The 25,623-nt window shown below is 66.6% G+C and carries 26 protein-coding genes; 12 read left to right on the top strand and 14 right to left on the bottom strand.

Features of this window, described 5'->3' with window-relative positions; all coding sequences use genetic code 11:
- Positions 1-4: 4 nt before the first annotated feature.
- Together ACFXIV_RS10150 and ACFXIV_RS10145 are read right to left on the bottom strand one after the other, a co-directional pair.
- The gene (locus tag ACFXIV_RS10150; RefSeq protein WP_379397394.1) at positions 5-1,714 is read right to left on the bottom strand and encodes a PHA/PHB synthase family protein; all 1,710 of its coding nucleotides are present in this window, start codon (positions 1,712-1,714) and stop codon (positions 5-7) included.
- A gap of 131 nt (positions 1,715-1,845) precedes the next feature.
- The gene (locus ACFXIV_RS10145) at positions 1,846-3,120 is read right to left on the bottom strand and encodes a PucR family transcriptional regulator (protein WP_379397396.1); all 1,275 of its coding nucleotides are present in this window, start codon (positions 3,118-3,120) and stop codon (positions 1,846-1,848) included.
- A gap of 167 nt (positions 3,121-3,287) precedes the next feature.
- Between ACFXIV_RS10145 and ACFXIV_RS10140 the strand changes: the two genes are divergently transcribed.
- The 3 genes from ACFXIV_RS10140 to ACFXIV_RS10130 are packed head-to-tail and all read left to right on the top strand — an operon-like array spanning position 3,288 to position 8,012.
- Positions 3,288-4,745, top strand: a complete 1,458-nt coding sequence (locus tag ACFXIV_RS10140; RefSeq protein ID WP_379397398.1) for a class I adenylate-forming enzyme family protein — start codon at positions 3,288-3,290, stop codon at positions 4,743-4,745.
- Between the two features lie 31 nt (positions 4,746-4,776).
- Entirely contained in the window at positions 4,777-6,597 is a 1,821-nt protein-coding gene (locus tag ACFXIV_RS10135; protein ID WP_379397400.1) for a DUF3556 domain-containing protein, read from the top strand.
- The gene (locus ACFXIV_RS10130; RefSeq protein ID WP_379397402.1) at positions 6,594-8,012 is read left to right on the top strand and encodes a phytoene desaturase family protein; all 1,419 of its coding nucleotides are present in this window, start codon (positions 6,594-6,596) and stop codon (positions 8,010-8,012) included. The genes ACFXIV_RS10135 and ACFXIV_RS10130 overlap by 4 nt, the downstream gene beginning before the upstream one ends.
- Positions 8,013-8,030: 18 nt before the next feature.
- Here ACFXIV_RS10130 and ACFXIV_RS10125 read toward each other — a convergent pair whose 3' ends face one another.
- Positions 8,031-8,726 (bottom strand): TetR/AcrR family transcriptional regulator, encoded by a 696-nt coding sequence (locus tag ACFXIV_RS10125; RefSeq protein ID WP_379397404.1) that lies wholly within the window; start codon positions 8,724-8,726, stop codon positions 8,031-8,033.
- Between the two features lie 94 nt (positions 8,727-8,820).
- On the opposite strand from ACFXIV_RS10125, the gene ACFXIV_RS10120 reads away from it, so the two are divergent.
- Together ACFXIV_RS10120 and ACFXIV_RS10115 are read left to right on the top strand one after the other, a co-directional pair.
- Positions 8,821-9,300, top strand: a complete 480-nt coding sequence (locus tag ACFXIV_RS10120; RefSeq protein WP_379397406.1) for a hypothetical protein — start codon at positions 8,821-8,823, stop codon at positions 9,298-9,300.
- A gap of 168 nt (positions 9,301-9,468) precedes the next feature.
- Positions 9,469-10,662: an MFS transporter gene (locus tag ACFXIV_RS10115; RefSeq protein ID WP_379397408.1), complete on the top strand. Its 1,194-nt coding sequence runs from the start codon at positions 9,469-9,471 to the stop codon at positions 10,660-10,662.
- Here the strand turns inward: ACFXIV_RS10115 and ACFXIV_RS10110 are convergent.
- The 4 genes from ACFXIV_RS10110 to ACFXIV_RS10095 form a co-directional block, all read right to left on the bottom strand.
- Complete coding sequence (locus ACFXIV_RS10110) at positions 10,631-10,942, bottom strand: hypothetical protein (RefSeq protein WP_379397410.1); 312 nt, start codon at positions 10,940-10,942, stop codon at positions 10,631-10,633. The genes ACFXIV_RS10115 and ACFXIV_RS10110 overlap by 32 nt on opposite strands.
- Positions 10,939-11,496, bottom strand: coding sequence for an RNA polymerase sigma factor (locus tag ACFXIV_RS10105; protein WP_379397412.1), 558 nt, complete (start codon positions 11,494-11,496; stop codon positions 10,939-10,941). The genes ACFXIV_RS10110 and ACFXIV_RS10105 overlap by 4 nt, the downstream gene beginning before the upstream one ends.
- Positions 11,497-12,021: 525 nt before the next feature.
- Complete coding sequence (locus ACFXIV_RS10100) at positions 12,022-12,465, bottom strand: PIN domain-containing protein (RefSeq protein ID WP_379397414.1); 444 nt, start codon at positions 12,463-12,465, stop codon at positions 12,022-12,024.
- The gene (locus ACFXIV_RS10095) at positions 12,462-12,692 is read right to left on the bottom strand and encodes a ribbon-helix-helix domain-containing protein (RefSeq protein WP_379397416.1); all 231 of its coding nucleotides are present in this window, start codon (positions 12,690-12,692) and stop codon (positions 12,462-12,464) included. Before ACFXIV_RS10095 ends, ACFXIV_RS10100 begins: the two co-directional genes overlap by 4 nt.
- A gap of 431 nt (positions 12,693-13,123) precedes the next feature.
- On the opposite strand from ACFXIV_RS10095, the gene ACFXIV_RS10090 reads away from it, so the two are divergent.
- The 3 genes from ACFXIV_RS10090 (at position 13,124) to ACFXIV_RS10080 (ending at position 16,823) form a co-directional block, all read left to right on the top strand.
- Positions 13,124-13,942 (top strand): SDR family NAD(P)-dependent oxidoreductase, encoded by an 819-nt coding sequence (locus tag ACFXIV_RS10090; RefSeq protein WP_379397418.1) that lies wholly within the window; start codon positions 13,124-13,126, stop codon positions 13,940-13,942.
- 335 nt (positions 13,943-14,277) lie between these two features.
- The gene (locus ACFXIV_RS10085) at positions 14,278-14,694 is read left to right on the top strand and encodes a hypothetical protein (RefSeq protein ID WP_379397420.1); all 417 of its coding nucleotides are present in this window, start codon (positions 14,278-14,280) and stop codon (positions 14,692-14,694) included.
- A 224-nt stretch (positions 14,695-14,918) separates the two neighbouring features.
- Positions 14,919-16,823 (top strand): potassium transporter Kup, encoded by a 1,905-nt coding sequence (locus tag ACFXIV_RS10080; protein ID WP_379397737.1) that lies wholly within the window; start codon positions 14,919-14,921, stop codon positions 16,821-16,823.
- Between the two features lie 15 nt (positions 16,824-16,838).
- Here ACFXIV_RS10080 and ACFXIV_RS10075 read toward each other — a convergent pair whose 3' ends face one another.
- From ACFXIV_RS10075 to ACFXIV_RS10045, 7 genes are all read right to left on the bottom strand, one after another.
- Positions 16,839-17,045, bottom strand: a complete 207-nt coding sequence (locus tag ACFXIV_RS10075; RefSeq protein WP_379397422.1) for a hypothetical protein — start codon at positions 17,043-17,045, stop codon at positions 16,839-16,841.
- Positions 17,046-17,186: 141 nt separating this feature from the next.
- A complete protein-coding gene (locus ACFXIV_RS10070; RefSeq protein ID WP_379397424.1) occupies positions 17,187-17,750 on the bottom strand; it encodes a dihydrofolate reductase family protein in 564 nt (187 codons plus the stop codon).
- 29 nt (positions 17,751-17,779) lie between these two features.
- Entirely contained in the window at positions 17,780-18,142 is a 363-nt protein-coding gene (locus tag ACFXIV_RS10065) for a DUF1048 domain-containing protein (RefSeq protein WP_379397426.1), read from the bottom strand.
- Between the two features lie 2 nt (positions 18,143-18,144).
- Positions 18,145-18,474 (bottom strand): PadR family transcriptional regulator, encoded by a 330-nt coding sequence (locus ACFXIV_RS10060; RefSeq protein WP_379387362.1) that lies wholly within the window; start codon positions 18,472-18,474, stop codon positions 18,145-18,147.
- Between the two features lie 319 nt (positions 18,475-18,793).
- On the bottom strand, positions 18,794-19,681 hold the full coding sequence (locus ACFXIV_RS10055) for an LLM class flavin-dependent oxidoreductase (protein WP_379397428.1): 888 nt from the start codon (positions 19,679-19,681) through the stop codon (positions 18,794-18,796).
- 161 nt (positions 19,682-19,842) lie between these two features.
- Complete coding sequence (locus ACFXIV_RS10050) at positions 19,843-20,151, bottom strand: hypothetical protein (protein ID WP_379397430.1); 309 nt, start codon at positions 20,149-20,151, stop codon at positions 19,843-19,845.
- A 269-nt stretch (positions 20,152-20,420) separates the two neighbouring features.
- Positions 20,421-21,317, bottom strand: a complete 897-nt coding sequence (locus ACFXIV_RS10045; RefSeq protein ID WP_379397432.1) for a LysR family transcriptional regulator — start codon at positions 21,315-21,317, stop codon at positions 20,421-20,423.
- A gap of 48 nt (positions 21,318-21,365) precedes the next feature.
- Between ACFXIV_RS10045 and ACFXIV_RS10040 the strand changes: the two genes are divergently transcribed.
- From ACFXIV_RS10040 to ACFXIV_RS10025, 4 genes are all read left to right on the top strand, one after another.
- Positions 21,366-22,091 (top strand): SDR family oxidoreductase, encoded by a 726-nt coding sequence (locus ACFXIV_RS10040; RefSeq protein ID WP_379397434.1) that lies wholly within the window; start codon positions 21,366-21,368, stop codon positions 22,089-22,091.
- 72 nt (positions 22,092-22,163) lie between these two features.
- Complete coding sequence (locus ACFXIV_RS10035; RefSeq protein WP_379397436.1) at positions 22,164-23,087, top strand: NADP-dependent oxidoreductase; 924 nt, start codon at positions 22,164-22,166, stop codon at positions 23,085-23,087.
- A 57-nt stretch (positions 23,088-23,144) separates the two neighbouring features.
- The gene (locus ACFXIV_RS10030) at positions 23,145-23,471 is read left to right on the top strand and encodes a hypothetical protein (RefSeq protein ID WP_379397438.1); all 327 of its coding nucleotides are present in this window, start codon (positions 23,145-23,147) and stop codon (positions 23,469-23,471) included.
- A 321-nt stretch (positions 23,472-23,792) separates the two neighbouring features.
- Entirely contained in the window at positions 23,793-25,127 is a 1,335-nt protein-coding gene (locus tag ACFXIV_RS10025; RefSeq protein ID WP_379397440.1) for a hypothetical protein, read from the top strand.
- Positions 25,128-25,623: the final 496 nt, after the last annotated feature.

The raw sequence follows: 25,623 nt of genomic DNA, 5'->3' as shown, positions 1-25,623 counted from the left end.
CCTTTCAGTGAGTGAGCACGTAGGTGCCGGGGGCCGGGTCCTGCGCCGGCAGATCAGGGGCGCCGAGTGTCGCCGGCGCGTCCCTGTCCGGTCCGCTGCGTTCGGCGAGCCATTCTGTGAAGTCGGGCCACCACGAATCGGCTTGCTGCGCAGCGCTGTCCACCCAGGCGGCCGGATCGGCGTCGTCGGGCGCGCCGACGCGGTAGGCGGCCTTCGGATTTCCGGGCGGATTCACCAGCGCGGCGATATGGCCACTGGTGGACAACACGAATCGGCAATCCTTGCTGCCCAGCAGCCGGGCGCTGCGATAGCAGGCCTGCCACGGCGAGATGTGGTCGGCGAGCCCGGCCACCACGTAGGTGTCCACGGTCACCCGCGACAGGTCCACGGGCGTACCGAGCATGTGCACCCCTCCGGGAACGGTGAGCGAGTTGTGCACACCCATCAGCACCATGTCGCGGTGCAGGGCGGCGGTCATGCGGGTGGTGTCGGCATTCCAGAACAGCACATCGAAGGGCGCGGGCGCGCGGCCCTGCAGATAGTTGTTGACCCAGTACCGCCAGACCAGATCGGTGGGCCGCAGCCAGGCGAACACCTCGGCCAGCGCGCGGCCGTCCAGGTAGCCCCTGCGCTGCGAGACCGCGATGGCCGTCTTGGCGGTCTCCTCGTCGATGGCGGCCGCGGCGAATCCGGCGCGGGCCTGGTCGAGGACGGTCACCATCAGGGTCAGCCCGGCCAGCCGGTGATCCTGCCCGATCTCGGTGAGGTGGGCCGCGGTCATGGCCGCCAGAATGCCGCCGGAGCACGACGCCTGCAGGTGGGTGCGCTCGGAACCGGTGATCGTCTCGACGGCGCCGAGCGCGTCGATGATGGCCTGGCCGTAGGTGTCGAAGCCCCAATCCCGTTGCGCAGCCGAGGGATTACGCCACGATATGGCGAACACCTGCTGGCCCTGCGACAGGAAGTACTCGATCATGCTGCGGTGCGGCGCGATATCCATGATGTAGTACTTGTTGATCACCGGCGGCACCAGGAGCAAGGGGACCGTGTGCACTCGCGGGGTCTGCGGTGCGTACTGGATCAGCTCGAAGACGTCGGTGCGCAGCACCACCGAACCCGGCGTGACCGCGACGTTCTCGCCCACCGTGAAGGCGTTCGGCTCCACCATGGCGGGAACCCGGGGCGCCCGGGCCATATCGCCGACGAAGCGCCGCAGTCCGCGCACCGCGCTCGCCCCGCCGGTGTCGACCAGTGCCTTCCAGCCCAGCGGATTGAGCAGCGGATTGTTGCTCGGCGACACCCCTTCGAGGACATTGTCGATCACGAAGCGCATCCACTGCTCGTCCTTCCAATCCAGGTGCGCATCGGTGAGCAGTTCCTCGGCGGTGTCGCTGGCGGCCAGATACGCCTGCATGCTGCGCTTCAGGATCGGATTGCTCTGCCAGGCCGGATCGGCGAAGCGCTTGTCGGCCTTGGCCGGAGCCCGTTCGGACCGTCCGCGCGCGATATCCGTCAGCTCGTGCCGCAGCGCCGACACCCGCCCGCCCACCGCACGGGGCCGCCGGGCCAGGTGCACGGCCAGCCGGCTCCAGGAATTGTTGGGCAGCATCCGGCGGCCGATGCCGACTGCCGAGCCGGTCAGCAGTAGATCCAGCGGCGCGGCCAGTTCGTCGGCCTGTGCGGGTTCGGCGGCGTAGTCGGAATTGGTCACCATGAGTCACTCCTCGTGGAATCGGGGGAATTCATGGCAAGAAAGGTAGGCCGCCGGCGCGCCGCTGCCATTGTGTCGCGGAGACGAAGATGAGTCGCGGTCTTGTCCTCCGCGTGCGGCGGCCGCTCGCGATCTCAGCCCTGCGGGTGCAGCACCGCCGGGCCGTACCAGTGGCAGGCCAGCAGGGCGAGTTCGACATCGAGCCGATCGCCGGTGATCGGCCGGCCGCGGCGCTCGATGGCCCGGCCGACGCGGTACTTCACGGAATTGAAATGCAGATCCAGTTCACCGGCCGCGGCCTTGAAACTCGAACCGCTGCGCAGGAATACGCGCAGGGTCTCGCGCAGGCGTTCGTCATTGCCGGTGTCGCAGGCCAGATTTCCCAGCACCTCGCCCACCCACTCGCGGGTTTCGCCGAGATCGCCGCCCAGCAGCGCCGCCGCCGCGAGACCCGGGTCCCACGCGGCCAGCAGCGGATTCGGCAGTCCGCGGGCGAGCGCTACGCCGTGGGCTCGCTCGGCCTGCCGGTGGGACGCCCGGAAGCCGTCGAGGCCCGGCTGGGCCGGGCCGATGGCGATACCGGGCGGGCCGGACTCGGCGGAGACCCGGGCCCGAATGCGCGCGACGGGATCGCCGGGATCCGCGCGATAGGGCAGCCAAGCCCACGCGCCGGCCGGATCGGTGGCGACGAACAGGGGATTCGCCTCCACGGTCAGCTCCTGCCCGAGCTCGCGGACGAACTGCTGCAGGCGGGGGATCTCGTCGTCCTCGGAGTCCGAATACCAGAGCACCAGCGCCACGTGATGCCAGCGCAGCGGATACCGGAGGGCGGTGGAGACGGCGTCCACGTCGACGGTCTTGCGGCTGGTCAGCAATTCGCGGACGCGTAGCGCGCGCAGGCTGTTCCGGCTCTCCAGCCAGCGCTCGCGCTCGTCGTCGTAGATCAGCACGACCTGCTCGGTGATGCGGTCGATGTATTCGAACAGGATCGCCGTGATGCGCTCGATGGCGGCGACACGCTCGGCCGCCGGAATGTCCATGGTGTGCAGCTCGGTGAACACCATCTCGGTCATCCGGCGCTGCCCGAGCCGATAGGCACGCACCAGCGCATTGGCCGGAACACCTTGCTGCGCAAGACGTCTGGCGTACTCGACGGCCGCGCCGGGGGCCTGGATGCGGTCCACCGGAATGTCGTGGCGCATGGCGTGCAGCACGGTGTCCACATTGGCTTCGACGCTCGCGCCGAGCAGGTCCACCGTGCGGATATCGCCACGCAGCACGACGATGTCGTCCTCCAGCGCGTCGCGAATGGCGGCGCTCACCTGCGTCACCCTGGCGTTCAACCGGGCGGCGATCGCTTCCACATAGCGGCCCACCGCGACATCGCCGTCGCGCCGCGCAACCGTCACCCCTCCACGGTAGATCCGGGACCGCGCGGTGGCGGCGGATTCGCCGAGCGGGTTTGTCTCCCGGCGACAAATACGGTCCGGAACTTCGTTCACACACGACGGTGGCGCGGGGGCCGGCGATTTCTACCGTGGTCGCCATCACTTTTCCTCCCGCAAGGACATAACTCATGAACCTCTCGGCACTACCCGATCGCAGGGCCGCTGCCCGTCCGACCGCCCCCGCCCTCGCCGACGACTGGGCCGATCTCGACAACACCCGGTTCCTCGCGGCGGTGCAGCGGGCCGCCGCGACCCTGCGCGGCCACGGTGTCGGCGCCGGCGACGTGGTCGCGGTGCGGCTGCCCAATACCGCGGACCTGGTGGTGACGCTGTTCGCCGCGTGGCGGCTGGGCGCGGCGGTCACACCGGTGAATCCGGCGCTGGTCGCCGACGAGATCGCCTTCCAGGTGGCCGACGCCGGCGCGAAGGCGATGGTCACCGATGCGCCGTTCGATGGCCCCGGGTGCGCGGTCGTCCCGCTGGGCGAGCTGCTCGCGGGCCCTGGCATCGACGTCGAGCCGATCGACGCGGACCCCGGCGCGCCGGCCCTGCTCATCTACACCAGCGGCACCACCGGGCGGCCCAAAGGGGTCATGCTCGACCACGCCAACCTGCTCGCCATGTGCGGCATGGTCATCGACGCGCTGGATCTCGACGAGAGCGACCACAGCCTGCTCGTCCTGCCGCTGTTCCACGTCAACGGGATCGTGGTGAGCGTGCTGTCCCCGCTACTGGCGGGCGGGCGCACCACCGTCGCGGGCCGGTTCGACGCGGGCAGCTTCTTCGACCGGATCGAAAAGGCCCGGCCCACATACTTTTCCGCCGTGCCGACCATCTACGCCATGCTGGCCGATCGGCCAGTGGGCGTACGCCCGGACACCTCGTCGGTGCGCTTCGGCATCTGCGGGGCCGCCCCGGCGAGCATCGGGGTGCTGGCGAAATTCGAGGCCCGCTACGGCATCCCGGTCGTGGAGGGCTACGGCCTGTCCGAGGGCACGTGTGCCAGCACGATCAATCCGATCGCCGGACTACGTAAGCCGGGCACGGTCGGTCTGCCGCTGCCGGGCCAGCGCATCCGCATCCTCGGTCTGGACGGTGACGACGCGCCGGTAGGGGAGGCCGGCGAGGTCCTGATCTCCGGCCCGAATGTCATGCGCGGCTATCTGAATCGGCCCGAGGTCACCGCCGCCACCATCGTGGACGGCTGGCTGCACACCGGCGATATCGGGCGCCTGGACGAGGACGGCTATCTGGTCCTGGTGGACCGGGCCAAGGACATGATCATCCGCGGCGGCGAGAACATCTACCCCAAGGAGATCGAGACCGTCGTCTACCAGCTGCCCGAGATCGCCGAGGCGGCTGTCGTGGGCCGGCCCGACCCGGTCTACGGCGAACAGCCGATCCTGTTCGCCGCCCTCACCACCGGCGCTGCCCTGGACGCCGACGGCATTCGAGAGCACGCCCGCCGGGGATTGGCGAAATACAAACTGCCGGTATCCATCTCGATTCTCGACCAGCTGCCCAAGAACGCGGTCGGCAAGATCGACAAACCCGCGCTGCGCCGACTCGACGCGCAAACGTTCTGATTCCCACCACTTTTCAGCAAGGAGCATCGTCATGGGATTCATCGAACCCGATCTGCCGGCCGTGGAGCCCGAGTACTTCCTGCGGCTGCCGCTCATGGAGCGCATGCGGATCCTGGCCGTCAACTGGGCCGAACACGGCTTCGGCTCACCGCGCATGGTGCACACGATCTACATCCTGAAGCTGATCGTGCTGTACGCCCTCGGCGGCATCGTCGTCGCCACCACCACCTCGCACCTGCCCGCGTTCTGGCACGTGAGCGAGTGGTGGAACCAGCCGATCGTCTACCAGAAGGTCATCCTGTGGACCGTCCTGCTGGAGAGTATCGGCATCGCCGGCTCGTGGGGGCCCTTGGCGGGCAAGGTGAAACCAATGACCGGCGGCATACGGTTCTGGGCGCGGCCGCGCACCATCCGGCTGCGGCCGTGGACGTGGGTGCCGTTCACCGCGGGCGACCGGCGCGGCTGGTTCGACATCACGCTGTACATCGCGCTGCTGGTGAGCGTCGCAGTCGCGCTGTTCTCGCCTGGCGTGCACAGTGATTCGCTGTCGGCGGCGGTACCGGGCAACACCTCCGGCCTGGTGAATCCGGCGCTGCTCATCGCGCCGATCGTGCTGCTCGTCCTGAACGGGTTGCGGGACAAGACCATTTTCCTGGCCGCCCGTGGCGAACAGTACCTGCCCGCACTGTTCTTCTTCGCGGTGCTGCCCTTCGTCGACATGATCATCGCGCTGAAACTGCTCATCGTCGTCGTGTGGGTGGGCGCGGGTGTCTCCAAGTTCGGCAAACACTTCTCGCAGGTGGTGCCGCCCATGGTGAGCAACAGCCCGTCGGTACCGTTCACCTGGTTCAAACGAGCGCACTACCGGGACTTCCCGCGCGATCTGCGCCCGTCCCGCATCGCCGATGTGATGGCGCACGTCGGCGGCACCACGGTCGAGGTGATCACGCCGCTGGTGCTGCTGTTCTCCACCAACCGCTGGCTCACCCTGGCGGCCGTCGCGGTGATGGTGATCTTCCACCTGTTCATCGTGTCGACCTTCCCGCTGGCGGTGCCGCTGGAATGGAACGTGCTCTTCGCCTACGCGACGGTGTTACTGTTCCTGGGCTTCCCGAACTGGAACGGCTACGGCGTCTTCGACCTCTCCTCGCCGTGGCTGGCACTCGGGTTGATCGCCGGGCTGCTGGTCTTCCCGATCCTCGGCAATTTCCGGCCCGACAAGGTGTCGTTTCTGCCGTCCATGCGGCAGTACGCCGGTAACTGGGCCTCGGCGGTGTGGGCCTTCGCCCCCGGCGCGGAGGGCAAACTGGATAGGGTGACGCGCTCCGCCAAGAACCAGGTCGACCAGTTCGTCGAATTCGGCTACGAGCCCGCGTGGGCCGAGGTGACCATGCAGCAGGTCGTCGCCTGGCGCACCATGCACAGCCAGGGCCGCGGCCTGTTCTCGGTGCTGCTGAAGAACCTGCCCGACATCGATGCCCGCACCGTGCGCGAGGGCGAATTCCTCTGCAACTCGGTGATCGGCTTCAACTTCGGCGACGGACACCTGCACAATGCGGACTTCATCGCCGCCGTACAGCGCGAAGCCCGCTTCGAACCGGGCGAGGCGATCGTCGTTTGGGTGGAATCGCAGGCGTGGGGCAGCAAGGTGCAGCACTACCAGGTCATCGACGCCGCACTCGGGGTGATAGAGCGGGGCGCCTGGAGGGTCGCCGACGCCGTGGCGGAGCAGCCGTGGCTGCCCAACGGCCCGATCCCGCTGGCGGTCACCTGGACCCGGCCGCAGCCGGAAGTGCCCGGCCCGGCGGAGATTCGCGACCAGCAGCAGCACGGTTACGGAGCGCTGGCATGACCACCGCGACCGTTGTCGGCGGCGGGCCCAATGGACTCGCCGCCGCCGTGGCCCTCGCCCGGGCGGGCGTGCGGGTCACCGTCCTGGAGGCCGACCAGGAGATCGGGGGCGGCACCCGCACCGTCGAGGCCATCGTTCCCGGACTGCTGCACGACCACTGCTCGGCGGTCCACCCGATGGCCGCGGGCTCGCCGTTCCTGCGTGAACTCGGACTCGACCGATACGGATTGTCCTGGCGCACACCGGAGATCGACTGCGTACACCCCCTCGACGGCGGCCGGGCCGGCGTCCTGCACCGGTCGGTCGAGCGCACCGCCGCCGGACTCGGCCGCGACGGGCAGCGGTGGACGTCGTTGTTCGGCAGGCCCGCCGCCCGCTACGACGCCCTGGCAGAGGACATCCTGCAACCCCTGCTGCGGGTGCCCCGGCACCCGCTGACCCTGGCCCGCTTCGGCGCACCGACCCCGCTGCCCGCCTCAGCGCTGGCCCGGATCTTCCGGACCGAGGAGGCGCGGGCGCTGTTCGGAGGTATTGCGGCGCATGCCTTCCGGCCGTTGCACCTGCCGATGACCTCGGCCATCGGCCTGGGCATCCTGACCGCGGGGCACCGCTACGGGTGGCCCGTGGCGGCCGGCGGCTCGCAGGCCATCGCCGACGCGCTGGCGGCCCTGCTCGCCGACCTCGGCGGCAAGATCGAGACCGGCGTCCGGATCGAGACGGCCACCCAACTGCCGCAGGCCGACCTCACCATGTTCGATCTCGCCCCGGAATCGGTGGCCGAGATCCTCGGCGACCGGCTGCCGTCGCGAATCTCCCACGCGTACCGGCGATTCCGGCGCGGACCTGGCGCGTTCAAGGTCGACTTCGCGGTTGCCGAGGGCGTGCCCTGGGCCAGTCCGGACGCCCGCCGCGCCGGGACCGTTCATCTGGGCGGTCCGTTCGCCGAGGTCGCCGCCGCGGAGCGCGATATCCATGCCGGTCGGCTGCCCGAGCGACCGTTCGTCCTGGTGGGCCAGCAATATCTGGCCGACCCGCAACGCTCGGTGGGCGATGTCCACCCCGTGTGGGCCTACGCGCATGTCCCGTACGGCTACACCGGCGACGCCACCGAGGCGATCATCGGGCGCATCGAGCAGTTCGCTCCCGGCTTCCGTGACCGTGTGATCGGCTACACCGTCAGCCCGACCGCCGAATTCGCCACCCACAACCCGAACTTCACCGGCGGCGACATCATGACCGGCTCCAAGGACATTCGCCAGCTCGTCTTCGGCCCACGAATCACCTTGTCCCCGTATGCGATCGGGATTCCCGGCATGTACATCTGCTCCGCCGCGACCCCACCCGGCCCGGGTGCCCACGGCATGTGCGGCGCCAACGCCGCCGAGGCTGCCCTGGCTCATCTCGGATCCGTGTGAGGACTGCGACTGCGCCGACTACCGGGAGTTCCGCGTCGAACCGTCGATTCGGGCGATGACCGCGTCGAGCGCCAGCTCGATCGTGTAGTCGAATTCCTCCCGCTTGTCGAATCGCGCCAGGTAGGGAGCGACTTCCGCGACGGCGGGCAGTCCCGACTGTTCGAGCGTTGCCCGGCGCGCGGCGATCCCGGCGATGTCGCTGGTTCCGTAGGTGGGGCCGGCATTGACTTCGCGCAGCAGGGTGCCGATGAGGGCGGCCACCATCGTCCGCATCAGATGGACCGCTTCCTGCGGATCGCAGCCGGCGGCGAGCAGCACTTCCAGGACGGCCTGGATCGGTGCGAGGCCCTCCACCGATGCCAATTGCCGTGTGAGCACCAGCGCCGCTGCCGCGGGATGCAGCAGGGCCCGATCGCGGAACGCCTCCGCGATGGCCCGCAGGTCACCACGGAGATCACCGCGACGGGCGGGCAGCTCGATCGAGCCCAGCAGATGCTCGGTCACCGCATCGAGCAGCCCGTCCTTGCCGTCCACGTGGTTGTACAGGCTCTTCGGGTCGACACCGAGCTCGCGTGCGACCGCGCGCATCCCGACAGCGTCGATTCCGTCGCCGTCGATCACCGTGAGGGTCGCAGCGACGATCCCCGCCCGGGTGAGCTGGCCGGACCCTTTCGGGGGCCGTCCCCGGCGCGTCGAGGGGGCTGGGCTGGTCATGCGGCCATTCTGCCTCACACCCTTGATTAAATCCACACTGTGGGTATATCGTCGAGACTGCATAAAACCCACGATGTGGATATTGGAGTCCGGCATGCGTTTCCACTGGGGCACTTCCGATGTGGTCGATCTACCGGCCGTTGGAACCCGTATCGACACTTTCACCGATCTCGCGCATGTCGAGGGCGGTCCGGGCGCACGGCTGCGGGTCGCGCGTGAACAGGCGCAGGCGTTCCGTCGCGAATTCCCGGGCACCGGCACCCCCGACAGCATCACCACCTGCGATCTGGTGACCCTGCCGTACCCGACGCGGTTCGGTCTGTTCCGCGCCTCGCGGGCGATCGCGCCGTTCCTGTCGATCACCAACCGGATGCTCGTGATCCGCTGGCACGACACCGACGGACGCCCCCGCACCCTGCTGTTCGAGCCCTCCGACGTCGAACTCGGCCGCTACACACCGTATTTCGACAATCTCTCCCAGCGAACCCCGGCGATGATCGAGCGGCGCATGGTCGTCGAACACGGCACGGTGCTGGGCCACGCCCAGCAGATCGCCACCGACGCCGGACGATGACGTGCCGTCACCGACCACCTGGGCGACACCCCCGTCGTCGCGAAACAGACACCCCCGCACCGGAGTAAAAGGAATGCGCTGACGCACCGCCGTCACGCCGCTGCCGGCCTGACGGTGCTGTCTGATTCTCGCCAGCCGCACGGGTGGGGTGTTCGTAGCGTCGGGAGTATGGAAACGGAACTGATTGCGGTTGAACGGGTTACGGGCCTGCGGACGCCGGTGGTGTGGTTCATGGCCGTCGCGGCCGCGTTGGGGACTGCCGGCATCTATCCGCTGCAACCGGCCATCGCGGCGGTGGCCCGGTCGTTCGGGGCGTCGCTCGCCGAGGTCGGGGGAGCGTTGGCGTGCGGGCCGGTGGGGTACATGGTGGGGCTCGCGCTGCTGGTGCCGCTGGTGGATCGGGTGGCGCCGCGGACGGTGGTGGCGGTGCAGTTCTGGGCGCTGGGGGTCGCGCTGGCCGGGGCGGCGGCGGTGGGGTCACCATGGCTGCTCGGCCTCGCCATCGGCGTGATCGGGGCCGGCTCCACGGTCGGGGCCCAATTGAGTTCGGTGGCAGGCCGATTCGCGGAACCGGCGCGGCGGGCGACCGTGCTGGGCGCGGTCACGGCGGGGATCTCGGCGGGAATTCTATTGGGGCGCATCGTGGGCGGGTGGCTGGCCGATGCCATCGGGTGGCGCGGCATGCTGCTTCTGCTGGCGGCGGCCTGCGCGGTGGTGGCGGTCGCGGCGCGCGCGGTGCTGCCCGCCGAAACCGGGAACGCCGGCACCAGCTACCTGGGGCTGCTGCGTGGACTGCCGGCGCTGTACGCGCGGTTCCCGGTGTTGCGGCTGGCGGCTGGGCGAGGTGCGTTGTGGTTCTTCGCCTTCTGTGCGGTGTGGGCCGGAGTGGCGGTGGCCCTGTCGGAACCGCCGTTCTCGTATTCCGCCGAGCGCATCGGGCTTTACGCCTGCGCCGGACTGCTCGGCATCGTGGCGACACGGGTCGCTGGGGCCTGGACCGATCGGGTCGGGGCACGCCGGGTGATCCTGGCCGGGCTCGGGCTCGCGGCCGCCGCGACCGTGATTCTCGCGACGAGCCTGTCGAATACCGTTGTCACGGTGGCGTGCCTGGGCCTGTTCGATGCCGGATTGTTCGCCGCGCAGGTCGCCAACCAGAGCACCGTGCTCGCCATCGATCCGGCCGCGACAGCTCGCTTCAACAGCGCGTACATGCTGGTGTACTTCGTCGGCGGCAGTGCGGGGACCGCGTTCGGCGCGGCAGCGGTGAGCTGGTTAGGCTGGGCCGCAACGGCTCTCATCGCCGCCGGCGCGATCGTGGGCGCGGCCGCGATCACCGTGTCGGTGCGCGCGGCCCGCGCCTGACGCTCCCTTCGACGCGGGTCAGGTGGCAGGCGTCGTCGGTGCAGGAGCGTTGCAGGCGGCCTCGTGAGATCGTCTGCATCAGGCCGATCGCCCAGCACATGGGACAGCCGCGCAGGGCCAGGACACCGATCGGCAGCAGTAGCAGACTCAGTATGCCGAAAACCGGTGCCAGGGCGACCGATCCGGCGAGCAGCCCGAATCCGATGACTCCACGCGCCAGATGGGCAGGAACGGACTTGCTGGCGAAAGACTTCTCACCGGAGGTGAGACGACTGGTCATTCCGCTGCCGCCTCCTTCCAGGCATCCAGTTCGGAGCGCACGGTGGTGCGGGCACGGTGCAGCCGAGACTTCATCGCCGCCGTGCTCAGCCCGACCGATTCGGCCACCACACTTCCCGGCAGGCCCTGAACGTCACGCATGATCAGTACCCGGCGCTGATCGGCGGGCAAGGCCGCGATGGCCGCGGCCACCCGCTCGATCTCCAGCCGGGCCAGCACGTCGTCCTCGGCCGAAGCGGTGCACGCCTCGGCACTCGTTTCGGAGCGCCGGGCCATGTCCGCGACTCGCCGCAAGCATTCGTTGCGCACGATCCGAAACATCCAGGAGGCCAGCGCACCCGTGGCCCGCAGGGTTCCGATCTTGCGATACAGCACGATCATCGCCTCCTGCGCCGCATCCTCGGCATCCTGGCTACTCGCGCACAGCGAATACGCGAACCGCCGCACATGCGGATGCGCACCGGAAACCAACGCCGCAATCGACGCCTCATCCCCGCCCTGGGCCGCCACCACAATGTCCGCCGCAGGCCACGAGGCCGGCGTGCCCCTACCCACGCGACCGCTTCCGATTACGCAGGAACAGCACACAACTACAAACCGACACAGCCGCAACAACCACGGCAACGACCACTACGGTCATGAGAACCCTTCCTCTACGTGCCGACCCGGATGCCCGCACCCCCATAAGAGCAACCAACCGCGAAAAGGATTCACCACCCACCCGATTCGACCGATCCATGCCGAGGGGCCAGGAGGTTCAACGTCGCCGCCGCTCCCGCCGCTCCCGCTGGCTGTCCAGTCGTTGCTGGATCCGTGGCCATACTCTCGGGGTTACGAAGCGTTGGAACCCTGCAACCACTAGACCGGCCAGTCCGCCCCACTCATGGGCGGGGTCATTGTCACTGTCGGCGGCGTCGGCGCTCAGTCCTCGATTGCGGGCGGGCCACAACCGCCGCGACACAGTAATCACCGCAATGCCCAGCAGCGCGATGAGAACCAGCTGCAACCACATTCAGCGCTCTTCTCAGCGATATCGGTACAAGGCGACGCTGTCCATTTTCACCGATGGCTATCGGCGGTTCAATCGCCCTGAAGCAGGAGTCGGAACGATGGATGAGCGGGCGTCAAGGGCCGGACGGCGCGAAAGTCCTTCTCATCCAACGTCAGTATGTCGTTGGTGAGGTAGCGCTCGGCGAGCACGACATTGACCGCATCGGCCAAATCGAGCCGGAGGCCGCGGTACTGTTCGATGATCTTCTGGGCGACCCGGAGGTCATCCCGGTCGACGGCCGGAACGAGCACCGCACCCTCCTCTGCCGAGGTGAGCAGGTCGTCGAGTACGAGATCGGCTGTCCGACGATCTTTTCCGAATCGTGCGATCAGCAAATGATCGATCTCGTCGAGGACGAGCGGCGAGACGACGGCCACGGAGGTGGCGAGGTATTCACGGGCCCGCTCGTGCAGTTCCGCGGCGCGGTCGTAGGCGGCGATGATGGCCGAGGTGTCAGCGATGAAGAAGCTCACTCGCCGTATGCCTCCCCGAGCATTTCCTCGCTGTTGGCAGCGAACCGAGGATCACCGGAATCGAACCAGGGCCACGGACGGGTGCGGCGGACCCTATGCGCCCGCAGCAGTACCAGGTCGATACCCTCCCGGATGAGGTCGGCCTCCGACCGCCCCGAGGCCTCGGCGGCCTCCTTCAGGCGGGCAGCCTGCTCGGGATCGAGGTACACGCTCGTCTTGGCCTTCATAAACGTAGGGTACCGCGTAGGGTACTTGGCCGTAGCCGTCTCGAGGAATGGGCAAGCAACGAGCACGATGGTGGTGTCAAAGATTCGTCAAACCGGGCGCGGACGTATTGCCTGGGGTTGCTTGATGGGGTGATATCCCACGTGTGACTGCAATCGTCGGCCTTCGTCGCGCCCTGCGCGTTGCTGTCGACGTTGCCCGGTACCGAGTCGAGCGCGTGCCGTCCGCTTTGGAGCTCTTCGGCTTCCAGAGTGAGGACGAGCCGCCGAGTCCGGCCTAGCTGGTTCGCCATATTCCTTGCGGCGCAGCGTATCTGCGCCGCGGTGTCGCCAGTGTCAGTGCGACGTTCCACACCTTTCCGCGAGTGTCATCGCGAACTTCTCGTGTGCTTCCGCGCCTCGGCGCGGGCCACCCCTTCATTGATCGGAGAGCTATGTCCGCAACCCTGTCCAGTGCCCGTACCGTCCTCGTGACCGGGGCCGATACGCGCCTTGGTTTCGCGACGGCGCAGCGGGTGATCGCCGACGGCGATACCGTCATCGCGCACATTCTGGACAAGAACCACGCCGACGAGACGATGCAGCGGTTGCAGGCCACGGCCGAGCCCGGCCAGGTTCGCATGGTGCAGGCCGATTTCACCCGCCTGGCCGAGGTCGACGAACTCGGCCGCACACTGGCTGCGGAGTTCACTCGTCTGGACGCGCTGATCAATGTCGCGTCCATCGCGGCTCCCGATGCGCGCACTCACACCGAGGACGGGCATGAAATGACGTTCCAGGTCAACTATCTCGCGCCGCACCGCCTGACCATGGCGCTGATTCCCGCGCTCGGAGCGGCCCGGGGGCGGGTCGTCGCTGTCACGTCGAGGCTGCATGCCGCCGGGAATATCGACTACTCCGATCTGGACCGCAATCGCGGTATCTACACCCCATTCGCGATCTACGCGCAGTCGAAGCTGGCGCTGACCATGTTCAGCCGCTCCCTGGCCGAAACCGGGCCGGACGGACTGACCTCGGTCAGCGTGCATCCGGCCGACTTCGAGATCGACCTGCCGCGCCTGCGCAGCCACCGCACCGCGCCGCTCGACAGCGCCGCAGCCCTACTGGTGCAGCTGGCCACACCCAGCACGCCGGTCATGAACGGCGGCTACTACGAGGGCACGGAGCCTACGAAAGCTGCAGCGCTGGTGCGTAATTCGCGTGCCCGCACCCGGCTCGCCGCATGGAGCAACCAGCTCACCCACACCGCCTGACCCGGTCAGGGATCCTCCGGGAGGAATACGTGTCCAAACGAGCCGGTAAGAAGCGCGCCCGCCGCAAGAAGAAGGCGAACCACGGCCACAAGCCCGGCCAGCGCTGACCGACCTCCGGCGCAGCCCGTCACCGGCATGTCACGGGTGCGCCGAGGACAGGAGCCGCCGCGATCCCGAAAGGGCCGCGGCGGCTTCGTCATCAGGTCGTATAGATCCTGCAAAGAACCAGGTCGACAGCGCCAAGGGTGCGTCAAAGCAGCTGTTGCCACCGCCCGAACGCGCCTAACTTCCATCTTCCGTCCGGAGTATTTCCGGGCAACGAGGAGATGGTTCGAGTGGTCGGCGATCATGATGACCCGATGCTGCTCGACGAGCTGGCAACCCATTGCCACGTCGTCGAGATCCTCGACATGCTTTCCGAATCCGGTTGCAATACAGCGCTGCTGCAGAGATTCGTGCCGGCGCAGGGCGTGGATCTGGCATCGGCTCTCCGCCTGATCGCGGCGCATGGACTCCTCGCCACAGATGACCACGGCAGTTGGGACGAGCCCCTGACGATTCCCGGGCCGCTGCGGCTGACCGACCGGGGCGAGGCGGTCGCACGAGCACTGTCGAACACCGCCGCAAGCAGGACTCCTCACAATGGTGGCCGACCTGCAGAGCATCGCTCGGTCCTGGGAAGAGCCGCCGGCCGAGTGCGGAGCTTGCGCCGCATCAGGGCGGGAGGGCTTGCCGCGACGTCTCGAGCTTGACCGTGGCACCACGGTCGCGTTGGCCGACATCCGTTTCGGCCGTTGCAGTGGTCACCGCCGCGCTGGAATAAGGGCGTGTCGGACGTCGTGCCCGCGAGCCGGTAACGTCCGGCACGATTCGCGGGCATCCGCACGGCCGCCCGCTCGGAGGAGGTACCACTGTGACCGAGCAGCGACCTACGGGGACAACGGGTGACACCCCCGCGCCGCAGTCGACACCGGGCATGTCCGCCGCGCACGACACGGCCCGGCTGGCGGTCGTGGTCGGTGCGCTCGGTGTGGTGTTCGGCGATATCGGCACCAGCCCGATCTACACCCTGCAAACGGTGTTCGATCCCGGTGACCCGCATCCGGTTCCGGTGAGCCGGGACAACGTGTTCGGTGTCGTGTCGCTGGTGTTCTGGTCGGTCATGATCATCGTCACCGTCACCTACGTCCTGCTGGCGATGCGCGCCGACAACGAGGGTGAGGGCGGCATCATGGCGCTCATCACGCTGCTGCGGCGCTGGGTCGCGCCGGGCGGGCGGCGCACGGCGCTCGCGCTGTCGGCGCTCGGAATCTTCGGTGCGTCACTGTTCTTCGGCGACAGCATGATCACCCCGGCGATCTCGGTGCTGTCGGCCGTCGAGGGTCTGAAGGTGGTACAGCCCTCGCTCGCGGAGCTGGTCGTGCCGATCACGGCGGTGATCATCATCGGGCTGTTCCTCGTACAGCGGCGCGGCACCGCGGCGGTGGGCCGCATGTTCGGACCCGTGATGATCGTGTGGTTCGTGACCATCGGCGCACTGGGCGTCACCGGCATCTCCGCGCATCCGGAAATCCTGAAGGCGCTCTCACCGACCTATGCGCTCGGATTCCTGTTCGGCCACTTCGGAATCGCGTTCTTCGCACTCGCCGCGATCGTGCTCGCGGTCACCGGCGCCGAGGCGCTCTACGCGGATATGGGGCATTTCGGCCGGCGCTCCATCACCCGTGGCTGGCTGTTCCTCGTCTTCCCGGCGTGCGCGCTCAGCTACCTGGGACAGGGGGCGCTGATCCTCGACGACCCGGCCAATGCCGGCGCACCGTTCTTCCTGCTCGTCCCCGGCTGGGGCCGACTGCCGATGGTCGTGCTGGCCACCGCGGCCACCGTCATCGCCTCACAGGCGGTGATCACCGGCGCGTATTCCGTTGCCGCCCAAGCCGCCCAGCTCGGCTACCTACCGCGGCTGCGGATCGCGCACACCTCCGAATCGACCATCGGGCAGATCTACGTGCCGTGGATCAACTGGCTGCTGATGGTGTCTGTCCTGACGCTGGTATTCGCCTTCCGCAGCTCGGCCGCATTGGCCTTCGCCTTCGGTATGGCGGTGACCGGCACCATCACCATCACCACCCTGCTGTTCTTCTATGTCGCACGGGCACGATGGCATACACCGATGTGGCTCATTGCCCTCGGCGCGATCCCGCTGCTGATCGTCGACCTGCTGTTCGTCGCCGCGAACCTCACCAAGCTCGTGCACGGAGCCTGGCTGCCGCTGCTGATCGGCATTACCGCGTTCACCATCATGACCACCTGGCAGCGCGGCCGCGAAATCGTCACCACAGACCGTGAACAGCGCGAAGGATCACTGCGCGTGTTCATCGACCAGTTACAGGACGGCGTACCGGCAACGGTCACCGTCCCCGGCACCGCGGTATTCCTCAACCGCGGCAAGGAAACCGCTCCCCTGGCCATGCGCGCCAACGTCGAGCACAACCACGTACGGCACCAGCAGGTCGTATTCCTGTCCATCAAAACCGAACCGGTCCCGCGAGTTCCGGTCGACCAGCGCATCATCATCGACCACCTGGACTACCGCGAAGACGGCATCATCCACGTCACCGCCCGCTACGGCTACATGGAAACCCCCGACGTTCCAGCCGCACTCGCATTGCTCGACCCCGCCGAAACCGAAGGCCCGCTGGACTTGGCCCAGGCTTCCTATTTCCTGTCCACCATCGAACTCCGCCCCGGCCCCGAACCCACCATGGCCCGTTGGCGCAAACGCCTGTTCATCGCCACCAGCCACATCACCGCCGACGCCGCCGAATACTTCGGCCTTCCCCGGAACCGCACGGTCATCATGGGCTCACAGATCGAGGTGTAGGCGGGCCCGCGTGTGTCACGCGGCCGGCCGCCCCGACCAATCATCATGCTGCCCTTGATGTTCGATCAGATCCATCAGGGTGTCGACGGCGGCCAGGGAGGACCACTCATCGCGAGCGGCGAGACCGGGATGCCGATCGGACCGCGCGATGTACACCTCCTCCGTCGGCGACCACTGCACATGGAACGACGACAGGCAGACTTCCCCGCCGATGATGCCCATAACCTCGCCTCCAGCTTCGACATGGCCTGAGCTCCCATTGGATATCCAACCGATAGGCGCCCCCCGGTCCTTGACGCTTCCATCACTGGCGCGCGCACGAAATTGTCGAGTTCTTAGCAGCGGCAGCGCAGTCGAGGCGAATCACGATGCCCCGAGCCGTTCGTGGCGCAACAGGGTGACTTGTTCGTCCAGCACCCGCGATCCGGTCAATCGCAGGGCCGCACCGACATTCACATCGGTGAAAACGGGCTTGCCGCCGCCGAACAGGACCGGGTGCACGAAAATGTGGTACTCGTCGATCAATCCGTCGCGAGTCAACGACGACGCGAGTTCGGACCCACCACACAGGAGGAAGTTCCCCTGCTCACGAGCCGCCGCATCGGCCAGGGACCCGGAGTCGGCGAACACGCGGGTATTCCACGGCGCAGTGTCGAGCGTGCGTGATACGACGGCCTTCGGCTTGGCCAGCCAGACCGGCGCGAAGTCGGCATCGCCGGGATGGAAGGCGCATTGCTCGGCGCGGGGCCAGTACTCGGACATGAAGTCCCAGGTGACCCGGCCGTAGAGGAAGGTCCCCGCCGTGTCGGCGAGTCCGCGCCAATACGCGTCGACGTCGGAATCCATGGTGGGCCAGTAGAATTCACCGTTCGGCCCTTCTATGTAGCCGTCCAGGGACTGGTGGACGACATGAACGATCTTCCCCATGGGGTTGCTCTCCCTTCAGACTGCGATGGTCAGCTGCCGGTGTCGTCGCCCATGGCGCGTTCGATGGCGTCGACCAGCCGCTTCCGTTCGCGGTTGACCCACGCGTCCTCCTGGTAGTTCCGTGCGAACGTCTCGATGAATTCCACCGGGTCGTCGCCGACGACCTCGCGGATCGGGGTGCGATCCGCCGCACTCTGCTCGAAAAGATCGGCGAGGTCCTCGAACATGGCGACGCTGCCGCCCGGCCCGTACACCATCAGGTACCGCTCGAACGCGTCGATCGCCGTGCGGTAGTTCGCCGGAAGCCGTCGTGCGCGCTCCTTGTACTGCCGCCACCGTCGCTTGTCGCCGAGGTCGCCGATCACCTTCGCGGTGAGTTTCGAGATACCCATGACTATTTGCCGCCTTCGTGGAGTTGTTCGAGCCGTTCGGAAAGGAAGTTCCAGCTCCTGCGGAACTCGTCGAGATAGTCCTGCCCCTGCGCATTGAGGGTGAACACCTTGCGCGGCGGCCCCTTCTCCGAGGCGACCTTCTCGACGTCGACCAGACCCTTCTTCTCGATCCTGATCAGCAGGGCGTAAATGGTGCCCTCGGCGATATCGGAGAACCCCTGGTCCCGCAGCCACGCCGTGATCTCGTACCCGTATGCCGACCGCACGGACAGGATCGCCAGCACAATGCCTTCCAACGTGCCCTTGAGCAGCTCCGTCATCTGCTTGCCCACGGATCACCTCCTCGCGCTACTCAGTGTCGCTGACTACTAGTAGATAGTAACACTGAGTAGTGAACCTGCAACCGCGAAGCCGCGCTGCCCGTTTGTGAAAAAGCTTCTCGCTTGAATCTGTTGTGATGGACCATTGATGTTGGGTCGGGGCACAGCCCGGCTCGCAGCACGACAATCACGCTCGGACGACCTCGAGTCGGCAACCGCGATCCCCAACAGCCCTGAAACGACGATCGCCCGGGACCTCTGCCGAGGTCACGGGCGGTCGTTCGGGAGTGGAGCTGATGCGAACCTACTCGAATCGGCGCACCTTGGATGGTCAGGCGCACAGGGCTTGGGTGGAAGGAACGACGTCACCGATCCAGCGGTGGAGTTGGGTATCGTCGGTGGATTCCGGCCAGTACACGAAGGTGTCGAAGCCGGTTTCCGTGGCGAGATCGGCCAGAATGCGGGCCCAGCCCGCAGCGTCGGTGCGAATCGGTTCCTCGCCGCGGAGTGTGACCGGCCCCGGAGTGTCGGTAATCGTTCCGACGAGTTGTGCCATCCGGGTGATGTCGGCCGGTTTACGTCCCGCGTCGATGGCGGCGGCAGATATGATGTCCTGTGTCGCTTGCCATTTCTCGTACGGTAGGTAGTGCGGGATGGGTGCCGCCCAGCCGTCGGCGATGCGCCCGGTGAGCGCATTGGCCTTGGGGCCGACGCTGCCGAACCAGATCCCGACCGGATGCGCGGGCGCGGGTCCGGACTGCACGCCCTTCACGGTGTATTGCGTGCCTTCGACTTTCGCCTTCGTTCCCGGATGCCACATGGCCCGAATGATCGCGGTGGCCTCCTCGAGCGCCTGCAGCGCTTCGGGATTCGATCGCATCGGGCCGCCCATGGCGCCGATCGCCGGCCAGAAAGCGCCCGCGCCCAAGGCGAGTTCGAATCGTCCGCCGCTGAGGAGATCCAAGGTCGCAGCCTGCTTCCCGAGCATCGCGGGCCCGCGCAGTGGCAGGCTCGCCACATCCGGAAACACCCGCAGCCGTTCGGTTTCCGCCAACACGGTGGCGATCACCGCGAAGGTGTCGGCCAGCCCGCCGGAGTACGGGTGGTCCTGGATGCCGAGCAGATCCAGGCCTTCCCGGTCCGCCACCTTGGCCATCGCGCGCAGCTGAGGCAGCTCGGTCACCGTCGGCGCCAACTGAATACCGAATCGTAGGTCCACTCCGCGATCATGCCAGCCGTGTCAGTGGACGGTGACCCTCGTTGTGCGTGGACGTGTCGTTCGATCTGGTCGCGGATGGGGCCGGACGGAGTTGAGGTTCTGGCCCGCAGGGTCGTCGAGTTTCCAGTCTCGGCAGGAGATGCCGGGGAAGTAGGGGCAGGCTATTGGTTGCCGGGGCGGACGGGCAGGAGACGATGGCGCTCGGATATCAGGTGGTCGTAGGAGTCTCGAACGTGACGGACGAAACGGTCGCCGGGGTGACGGACCAGCGGCGGTGCGGTGATGCCGTCCGATTCGGCCGCCAGGGCTACTTCCAGCGATGCGACGTGGGCACAGAAGTCACGGAGATCGGGAAAAGCAAGAGGCCGGTCCTCTGCGAGGAACCGGCCTTCACCTGCGGTGATTGTGGAGCTGAGGGGAATCGAACCCCTGACCTTCTCGGTACCGCCGAGTGTGACCACCGCGAGCAACCGCCGACCGTCAATAGCATGCGAGAAAGGCGCTCTGAGCAGGCGTTAGGTCAACTATCAACGATCTTCGACAACCGAACATGTCTTCGATGGCCCTGTGTGCTCAGATGATTTGTTGGGACTTAGTTGGACCCCCGAGTCTTCTTCGTCCGGCGTGTCGGTCGCTGGATACACCGGACAGCGAAATCCGCCAGTGATCGTGTGGCCGAATCCGGATGTTTTCCGAAAGATTGGTGATGCTCGATACGGCCGGCGAACAGTGGTGTCGGTTAGAGGCGTGTTGCGGTGTGGACGAGGTCGGCAACGGCTTTGGATCTGCTGTGTGGTGGCCAAGCGATGACGGTCGTGACGGCCGGTGCGTCTGGCACCGGCACGACGGCATGATCGTCGCGTAGCTGGGTTCGCAGCGACTCGGGCACGACCGCGCAGGCCAGTCCGAGCGCGATCAGTTGGAATAGTTGGGTATGGTCGCGCACCTGCGGGCCGCGGCCGTCCGGATAGCTGCCATCCCGTCCAGGCCAGCGCGGCAGGGGCAGGTCCGTCAGGGCGTTGACCTCGGCCAACGGCACATGCGTCCGGTTGGCGAGGGGATGACCCGCAGGCAGGACCACGACCTGCTGTTCGGTGTGCAGATCCTCGGTGTCGAATCCGGCTGTCGTGTCGTAAGGCCGGTGGAGCAGAGCAACGTCGGCGCGCCCGTTGCGCAGCAGACTTTCCGGCTGGCCTGGCCCGCACAGCATCACCTCGACTGCCACGGCGCCCGGTTCGGCGGCGTAGGCGTGCAGCAGCTTCGACAACAGTTCGCTGGCCGCTCCGGCCTTGGTGGCCAGCACCACACCGGGCTGGTCGGCCGCGGCACGGCGGGTTCGCCGCTCGGCGGCTTCGACCGCGTCGAGCGCGGTCCGGGCCTCCCGCAGCAGCACCGCCCCGGCCTCGGTCAAAATGATTGCGCGAGCGGTGCGGTGCAACAGGACGACTCCGAGCCGCCGTTCGAGCTGCTGGATGGCTCGCGATAGTGGTGGTTGCGCGATCGCGAGCCGTTGTGCCGCCCGCCCGAAGTGCAACTCCTCGGCGACGGCGACGAAGTATCGCATCTCCCGCGTCTCCACCAGGTCATGGTATCCGGCGATGACCACGACCAATACCCGTGCGGTATCGCCGCCCACCCGATCGGTCTTGGACGCTGCACCCGGAGCCGCAGCAGGATCGGAGGTGTGAGTGAACAGACGATTGCGCTGGTGACCGGCGCGAACAAGGGAATCGGATACGAGATCGCCGCTGGCTTGGGCGCGCTCGGCTGGCGAATCGGTGTGGGTGCGCGCGATCGGCAACTCCGTGACACTGCGGTGGAGAAGCTGCGCGCGGCCGGGACCGATGCGTTCGGTGTGCCGCTCGACGTGACCGACGACGCAAGTGTGGCCGCGGCGGCCGAATTGATCGCCGACCATGCCGGAGGGCTCGATGTTCTGGTCAACAACGCCGCGATCACCGGCGGTATGCCGCAGACACCGACCACGGTCGATCCCGCGACCGTGCGAGCTGTCGTGGAAACCAACGTGATCGGGGTCATCCGGGTCACCAACGCGATGCTGCCGATGCTGCGCGCCTCGGCCTCACCGCGGATCGTCAACATGTCCAGCAGCGTCGGCTCGCTCGCCCTGCAAACCACGCCCGGCATCGACATGGGCCCGGTTCCCGCCGCCTACTTGGCCTCGAAGACCTTCCTCAACGCCCTCACTATCCAATACGTCAAGGAACTGGGTGATACCAACATCCTGATCAACTCCGGCTGTCCCGGTTTCACCGCCACCGACCTCAACGGCTTTCGCGGCGTCCGTACACCGCAACAGGGTGCGGCCATCGCGATTCGCCTCGCGACCCTGCCCGACGACGGACCGACCGGCGGATTCTTCGACGACGCCGGAACGGTGCCCTGGTGACGGGCACACCGGCGCCACCATTCCCGTTCTCGAGATCAGCCGCGCGTCACACATCGGAGGACAAGAAAGACCATGGCAAAGGCAGTCAGATACGACGAGTTCGGCGGAATCGAGGTCTTGCGGGTCGACGATGTCGACCGCCCCGTACCTGACGACGGGCAGGTCCTGGTTCGGGTAAAGGCGGCCGGCATCAATCCCGGTGAGGCGGCCATTCGAACCGGCGCGATGGCCGACATCTTTCCCTCGACGTTTCCGTCCGGGCAAGGCAGCGATCTCGCCGGGGTTGTCGCCGAGGTCGGCGTCGGAGTCGACCGATTCTCGGTCGGCGACGAGGTGATCGGGTTCTCCGAGAAGCGGGCCGCCCAGGCCGAGTTGGTCCTGGTCGACGTCGACAACCTCACACCCAAACCGAACGGCGTCCCTTGGGAGGTGGCTGGCGGCCTGTACGTCGCCGGGGTGACCGCTTGGGGGGCAGTACATTCCGTGCAACTCGACAAGGGGGAGACCGTTGTCGTCTCCGCAGCAGCCGGAGGAGTCGGCTCGCTCGCCGTTCAGCTCGCTCGCCGTGCCGGAGCCACGGTCATCGGCCTGGCGAGCCATCACAACCACGAGTGGCTGCAAAGCCACGGCGTGATCCCGGTCGCATACGGTGACCGTGCCATCGACCGGATCAAGGCCGCCGCACCGGGCGGCATCGACGCCTTCATCGACACCCACGGCGGCGGGTACGTCGAACTGGCCCTTGCCCTTGGTGTCACGGTCGAGCGGATCGACACCATTGCCGATTTCGCAGCGGCCGCGAAGTACGGAGTCAAGACCGAACCCGGAACCAACGCCAGGCCGGGCGCCGAGGTACTCGCCGAATTGGCCGCCCTGATCGCCGAGGGACACCTCGAAGTTCCTATCGCGAACGTCTACCCGTTGACACAGGTCCGCCGGGCCTACACCGAACTCGAACGCCGACACACCCACGGCAAAATCGTGCTCGAGCCCTAACCTGTACCAGCACAATGCAGCCCGCTCCAAGAACCGCAGGATGAATCCCGTCGGGGGGTGCTGGCGGCTGCGTCGGCGATCCGGGTGGACCTCGGTGGCGAGTTGTCCGAGTCCACGACTGTTCGGCAACTGTGGCAGCTGTACCGCGCGTACCTGGAGGAGCAGGGAAGGGCCTCCAGCACGCTGGAGCGGTACGACGTGGTGGCGGAACTGTTCAACACCGCGTTCGGTGAACGCCGACTTCTGGAGGTCACCACCTCGTCGGTTGAGGCGTTTCTGAAAGACCTTGGTGTGGCGAAAGGTCCGTCGTCAATGCGGACGGGCCGCAATGTGCTGTCGGGAATGTTCCGGTACGCGGTGAACCATGATGGCCAGCGGAATTAGTTGGGAGTTAGTTGGAAGATCCGGAAAAGCAAGAGGCCGGTCCCTGACGAGGAACCGGCCTGCACCTGCGGTGATTGTGGAGCTAAGGGGAATCGAACCCCTGACCTTCTCGATGCGAACGATGATCTCGTCTGTATTGTCTGATTTGGGTAACCGTTGAGATCATGGGTCCGGCTGAGTGGCCTGCACATTTCTCTTTGATCCCGTTGGGCAGGGCGGGTCGTTTTCGGCGCTGCTGCGGACGAACTGCGGACGGTTGTGGAGCGGTGGCCTCGCGAAACATCGTGGTGCCAACCGAGTGTCTGCTGTAGCTTCTCGCTGGTGGCAATCTATGGCGCGAGCGAAACACCGCGAGTCTTGCTGCAAGGCATCAGTGTCGACACTCCGGTTGTCGAGGCTATCCGGCGTTACACGGGGTGCGTCGAGGAGCACGGCGAGGCTGGCGTCCGGTGGTCCAGTTGGGATGTCGTGATCTGTCAAGGCCGACCTCAGATCCCCGATGATGGGCAGCTGCGCGTAATTCAGATCGGGGGAGTTCCGGTCGGTTCAGTCACTCAGAACCAGGATGCGTTCGTGGGCGGGGGCGGTCCGAGCCTTCCTCTTCCGATGCATTTTAAGGCCTTTCATCCCGTGCCGATACGCGGCATTGAGCTGGTGATTCCTGATGAGCTGGATGACGGTTGGCGAGATCTAGTGAAGAGCGTTCTCCTTCCGGTCGTGCGGGAAACTCCTTTGCCCCGTGCAGGTTTCGTTCCCTGGGCGGTGGAGAATTTCGGAAGCTTCACGGCCCTGATCACTGACCTTGATGGTGCTGCGTTGGCCATGCGGTACGCACCGCCGGAGGGGCCTAAGGAGTGTCTGTACCTTCCGCCCTCGATCAATGACCTTGAGCCTTGGCTGGCGATGGCGTTTCGTGAATGGTCGAAACAGGATCCGAAGACATTTCCCGCGGAGCCTGATTGGCTGACCGACCCGCACTGGATGACTGTCGAAGAAGTTGCCGCTCGCTCGGAGGTCGACGCATCTCGAGCGGAGTTGGAACAGGCGCTGGAGTGGATGCAGCGGCGAGTGGCTGATGCTGAAGCAGCGCTGGCACACGCTCGGACCGCCGCCGACAACGGGCAGCGCGTCCTTGTGACGGGCACAGGCGAGCCACTTGTCGCGGCCGTGCGAGCAGCCCTGGAGCGGCTGGGGTTCGTTGTTCGCGACATGGATGCCGAGGGGGAACGGGAAAAGAGAGAAGATCTCCGAGTCATCGATGGTGACTGGATCGCCATCTGCGAGATCAAAGGGTACGGAAAGGGAGCATCGACCACGGATCTGCTGAAGATCGGTCGCTTCGAGACGTTGTTCGTCCAAGAGACCGGTAAGCTTCCAGACGCAAAGTGGTACGTAGTCAACCAGTTTCGAGAACGTCCACCGAGTGCAAGGCAGCCGATGCTGAAGGGGCAGGACGGCTCGGTTGAAGAGTTTGCCAGCGGAAACGGACTCGCAATTGACTCCCGGGAGTTGTTCCAGCTCGACAAGGCCGTAGCGGCAGGGCTTCTCTTCAAGGAAGCGGCCAGAGAACTTCTACGCTCGGCCTTTGGTCGGTTCGAGTTTCATCTGCCGACTGATTCTGAAGGCACACAAGCGACGCCGTCTTTCAGAGAATGATCTGGGTACACGCGGTTTGCCGACCAGTGACGAGCCCGCCGGCGGCCCTGCCGTGCTCAGTCCGCTGAATCTTTCGACGCCCCGCGCTGGCCGGTCCCTGCACCCCCGTGCTGTCCACTGTCTCCTCGGGTGTCTCCTCCGCCGTGGTTCAGCGTCTCCTTGCGGGTGCAGGGAGACGCTCGGCCAGTTGCCGGAGACACCCGGGAGGCAAACGCTTTCTCCGGGAGACACTTCGGAGGGAAACGCACTGCCTCCCCCTAAGTTTTGATCGTGAATGTTGTTGTGCTGCAACACTTCTTCTCGCCGCGTAAGAGGGTATTTCGATAGAATTGGGTATCTTCTCGGCCGGTTCTAGGTCACCTCTTACGCAGTGAATTCGAGGGCTTGGGCGGTGAACCGTGCTGCATACTGCCTGCGTATCCGTCGCTCACGACCTCTTCGTCCCGAACGCTGTTAGTGGGGTCCGATGGAAGTCGGACAGTGTTGCTGAGCTGGG

This window comes from Nocardia sp. NPDC059236 (genome assembly GCF_042754085.1).
Lineage (GTDB): Bacteria > Actinomycetota > Actinomycetes > Mycobacteriales > Mycobacteriaceae > Nocardia.
This window is presented reverse-complemented; position numbering and strand designations above follow the sequence as displayed.

Coding starts and splice junctions, on each gene's coding strand:
- ACFXIV_RS10150 (WP_379397394.1), bottom strand. CDS start 1,714: ATGGTGACCAATTCCGACTACGCCGCCGAACCCGCACAGGCCGACGAA.
- ACFXIV_RS10140 (WP_379397398.1), top strand. CDS start 3,288: ATGAACCTCTCGGCACTACCCGATCGCAGGGCCGCTGCCCGTCCGACC.
- ACFXIV_RS10135 (WP_379397400.1), top strand. CDS start 4,777: ATGGGATTCATCGAACCCGATCTGCCGGCCGTGGAGCCCGAGTACTTC.
- ACFXIV_RS10130 (WP_379397402.1), top strand. CDS start 6,594: ATGACCACCGCGACCGTTGTCGGCGGCGGGCCCAATGGACTCGCCGCC.
- ACFXIV_RS10125 (WP_379397404.1), bottom strand. CDS start 8,726: ATGACCAGCCCAGCCCCCTCGACGCGCCGGGGACGGCCCCCGAAAGGG.
- ACFXIV_RS10120 (WP_379397406.1), top strand. CDS start 8,821: ATGCGTTTCCACTGGGGCACTTCCGATGTGGTCGATCTACCGGCCGTT.
- ACFXIV_RS10115 (WP_379397408.1), top strand. CDS start 9,469: ATGGAAACGGAACTGATTGCGGTTGAACGGGTTACGGGCCTGCGGACG.
- ACFXIV_RS10110 (WP_379397410.1), bottom strand. CDS start 10,942: ATGACCAGTCGTCTCACCTCCGGTGAGAAGTCTTTCGCCAGCAAGTCC.
- ACFXIV_RS10095 (WP_379397416.1), bottom strand. CDS start 12,692: ATGAAGGCCAAGACGAGCGTGTACCTCGATCCCGAGCAGGCTGCCCGC.
- ACFXIV_RS10090 (WP_379397418.1), top strand. CDS start 13,124: ATGTCCGCAACCCTGTCCAGTGCCCGTACCGTCCTCGTGACCGGGGCC.
- ACFXIV_RS10080 (WP_379397737.1), top strand. CDS start 14,919: ATGTCCGCCGCGCACGACACGGCCCGGCTGGCGGTCGTGGTCGGTGCG.
- ACFXIV_RS10075 (WP_379397422.1), bottom strand. CDS start 17,045: ATGGGCATCATCGGCGGGGAAGTCTGCCTGTCGTCGTTCCATGTGCAG.
- ACFXIV_RS10070 (WP_379397424.1), bottom strand. CDS start 17,750: ATGGGGAAGATCGTTCATGTCGTCCACCAGTCCCTGGACGGCTACATA.
- ACFXIV_RS10065 (WP_379397426.1), bottom strand. CDS start 18,142: ATGGGTATCTCGAAACTCACCGCGAAGGTGATCGGCGACCTCGGCGAC.
- ACFXIV_RS10035 (WP_379397436.1), top strand. CDS start 22,164: ATGGCAAAGGCAGTCAGATACGACGAGTTCGGCGGAATCGAGGTCTTG.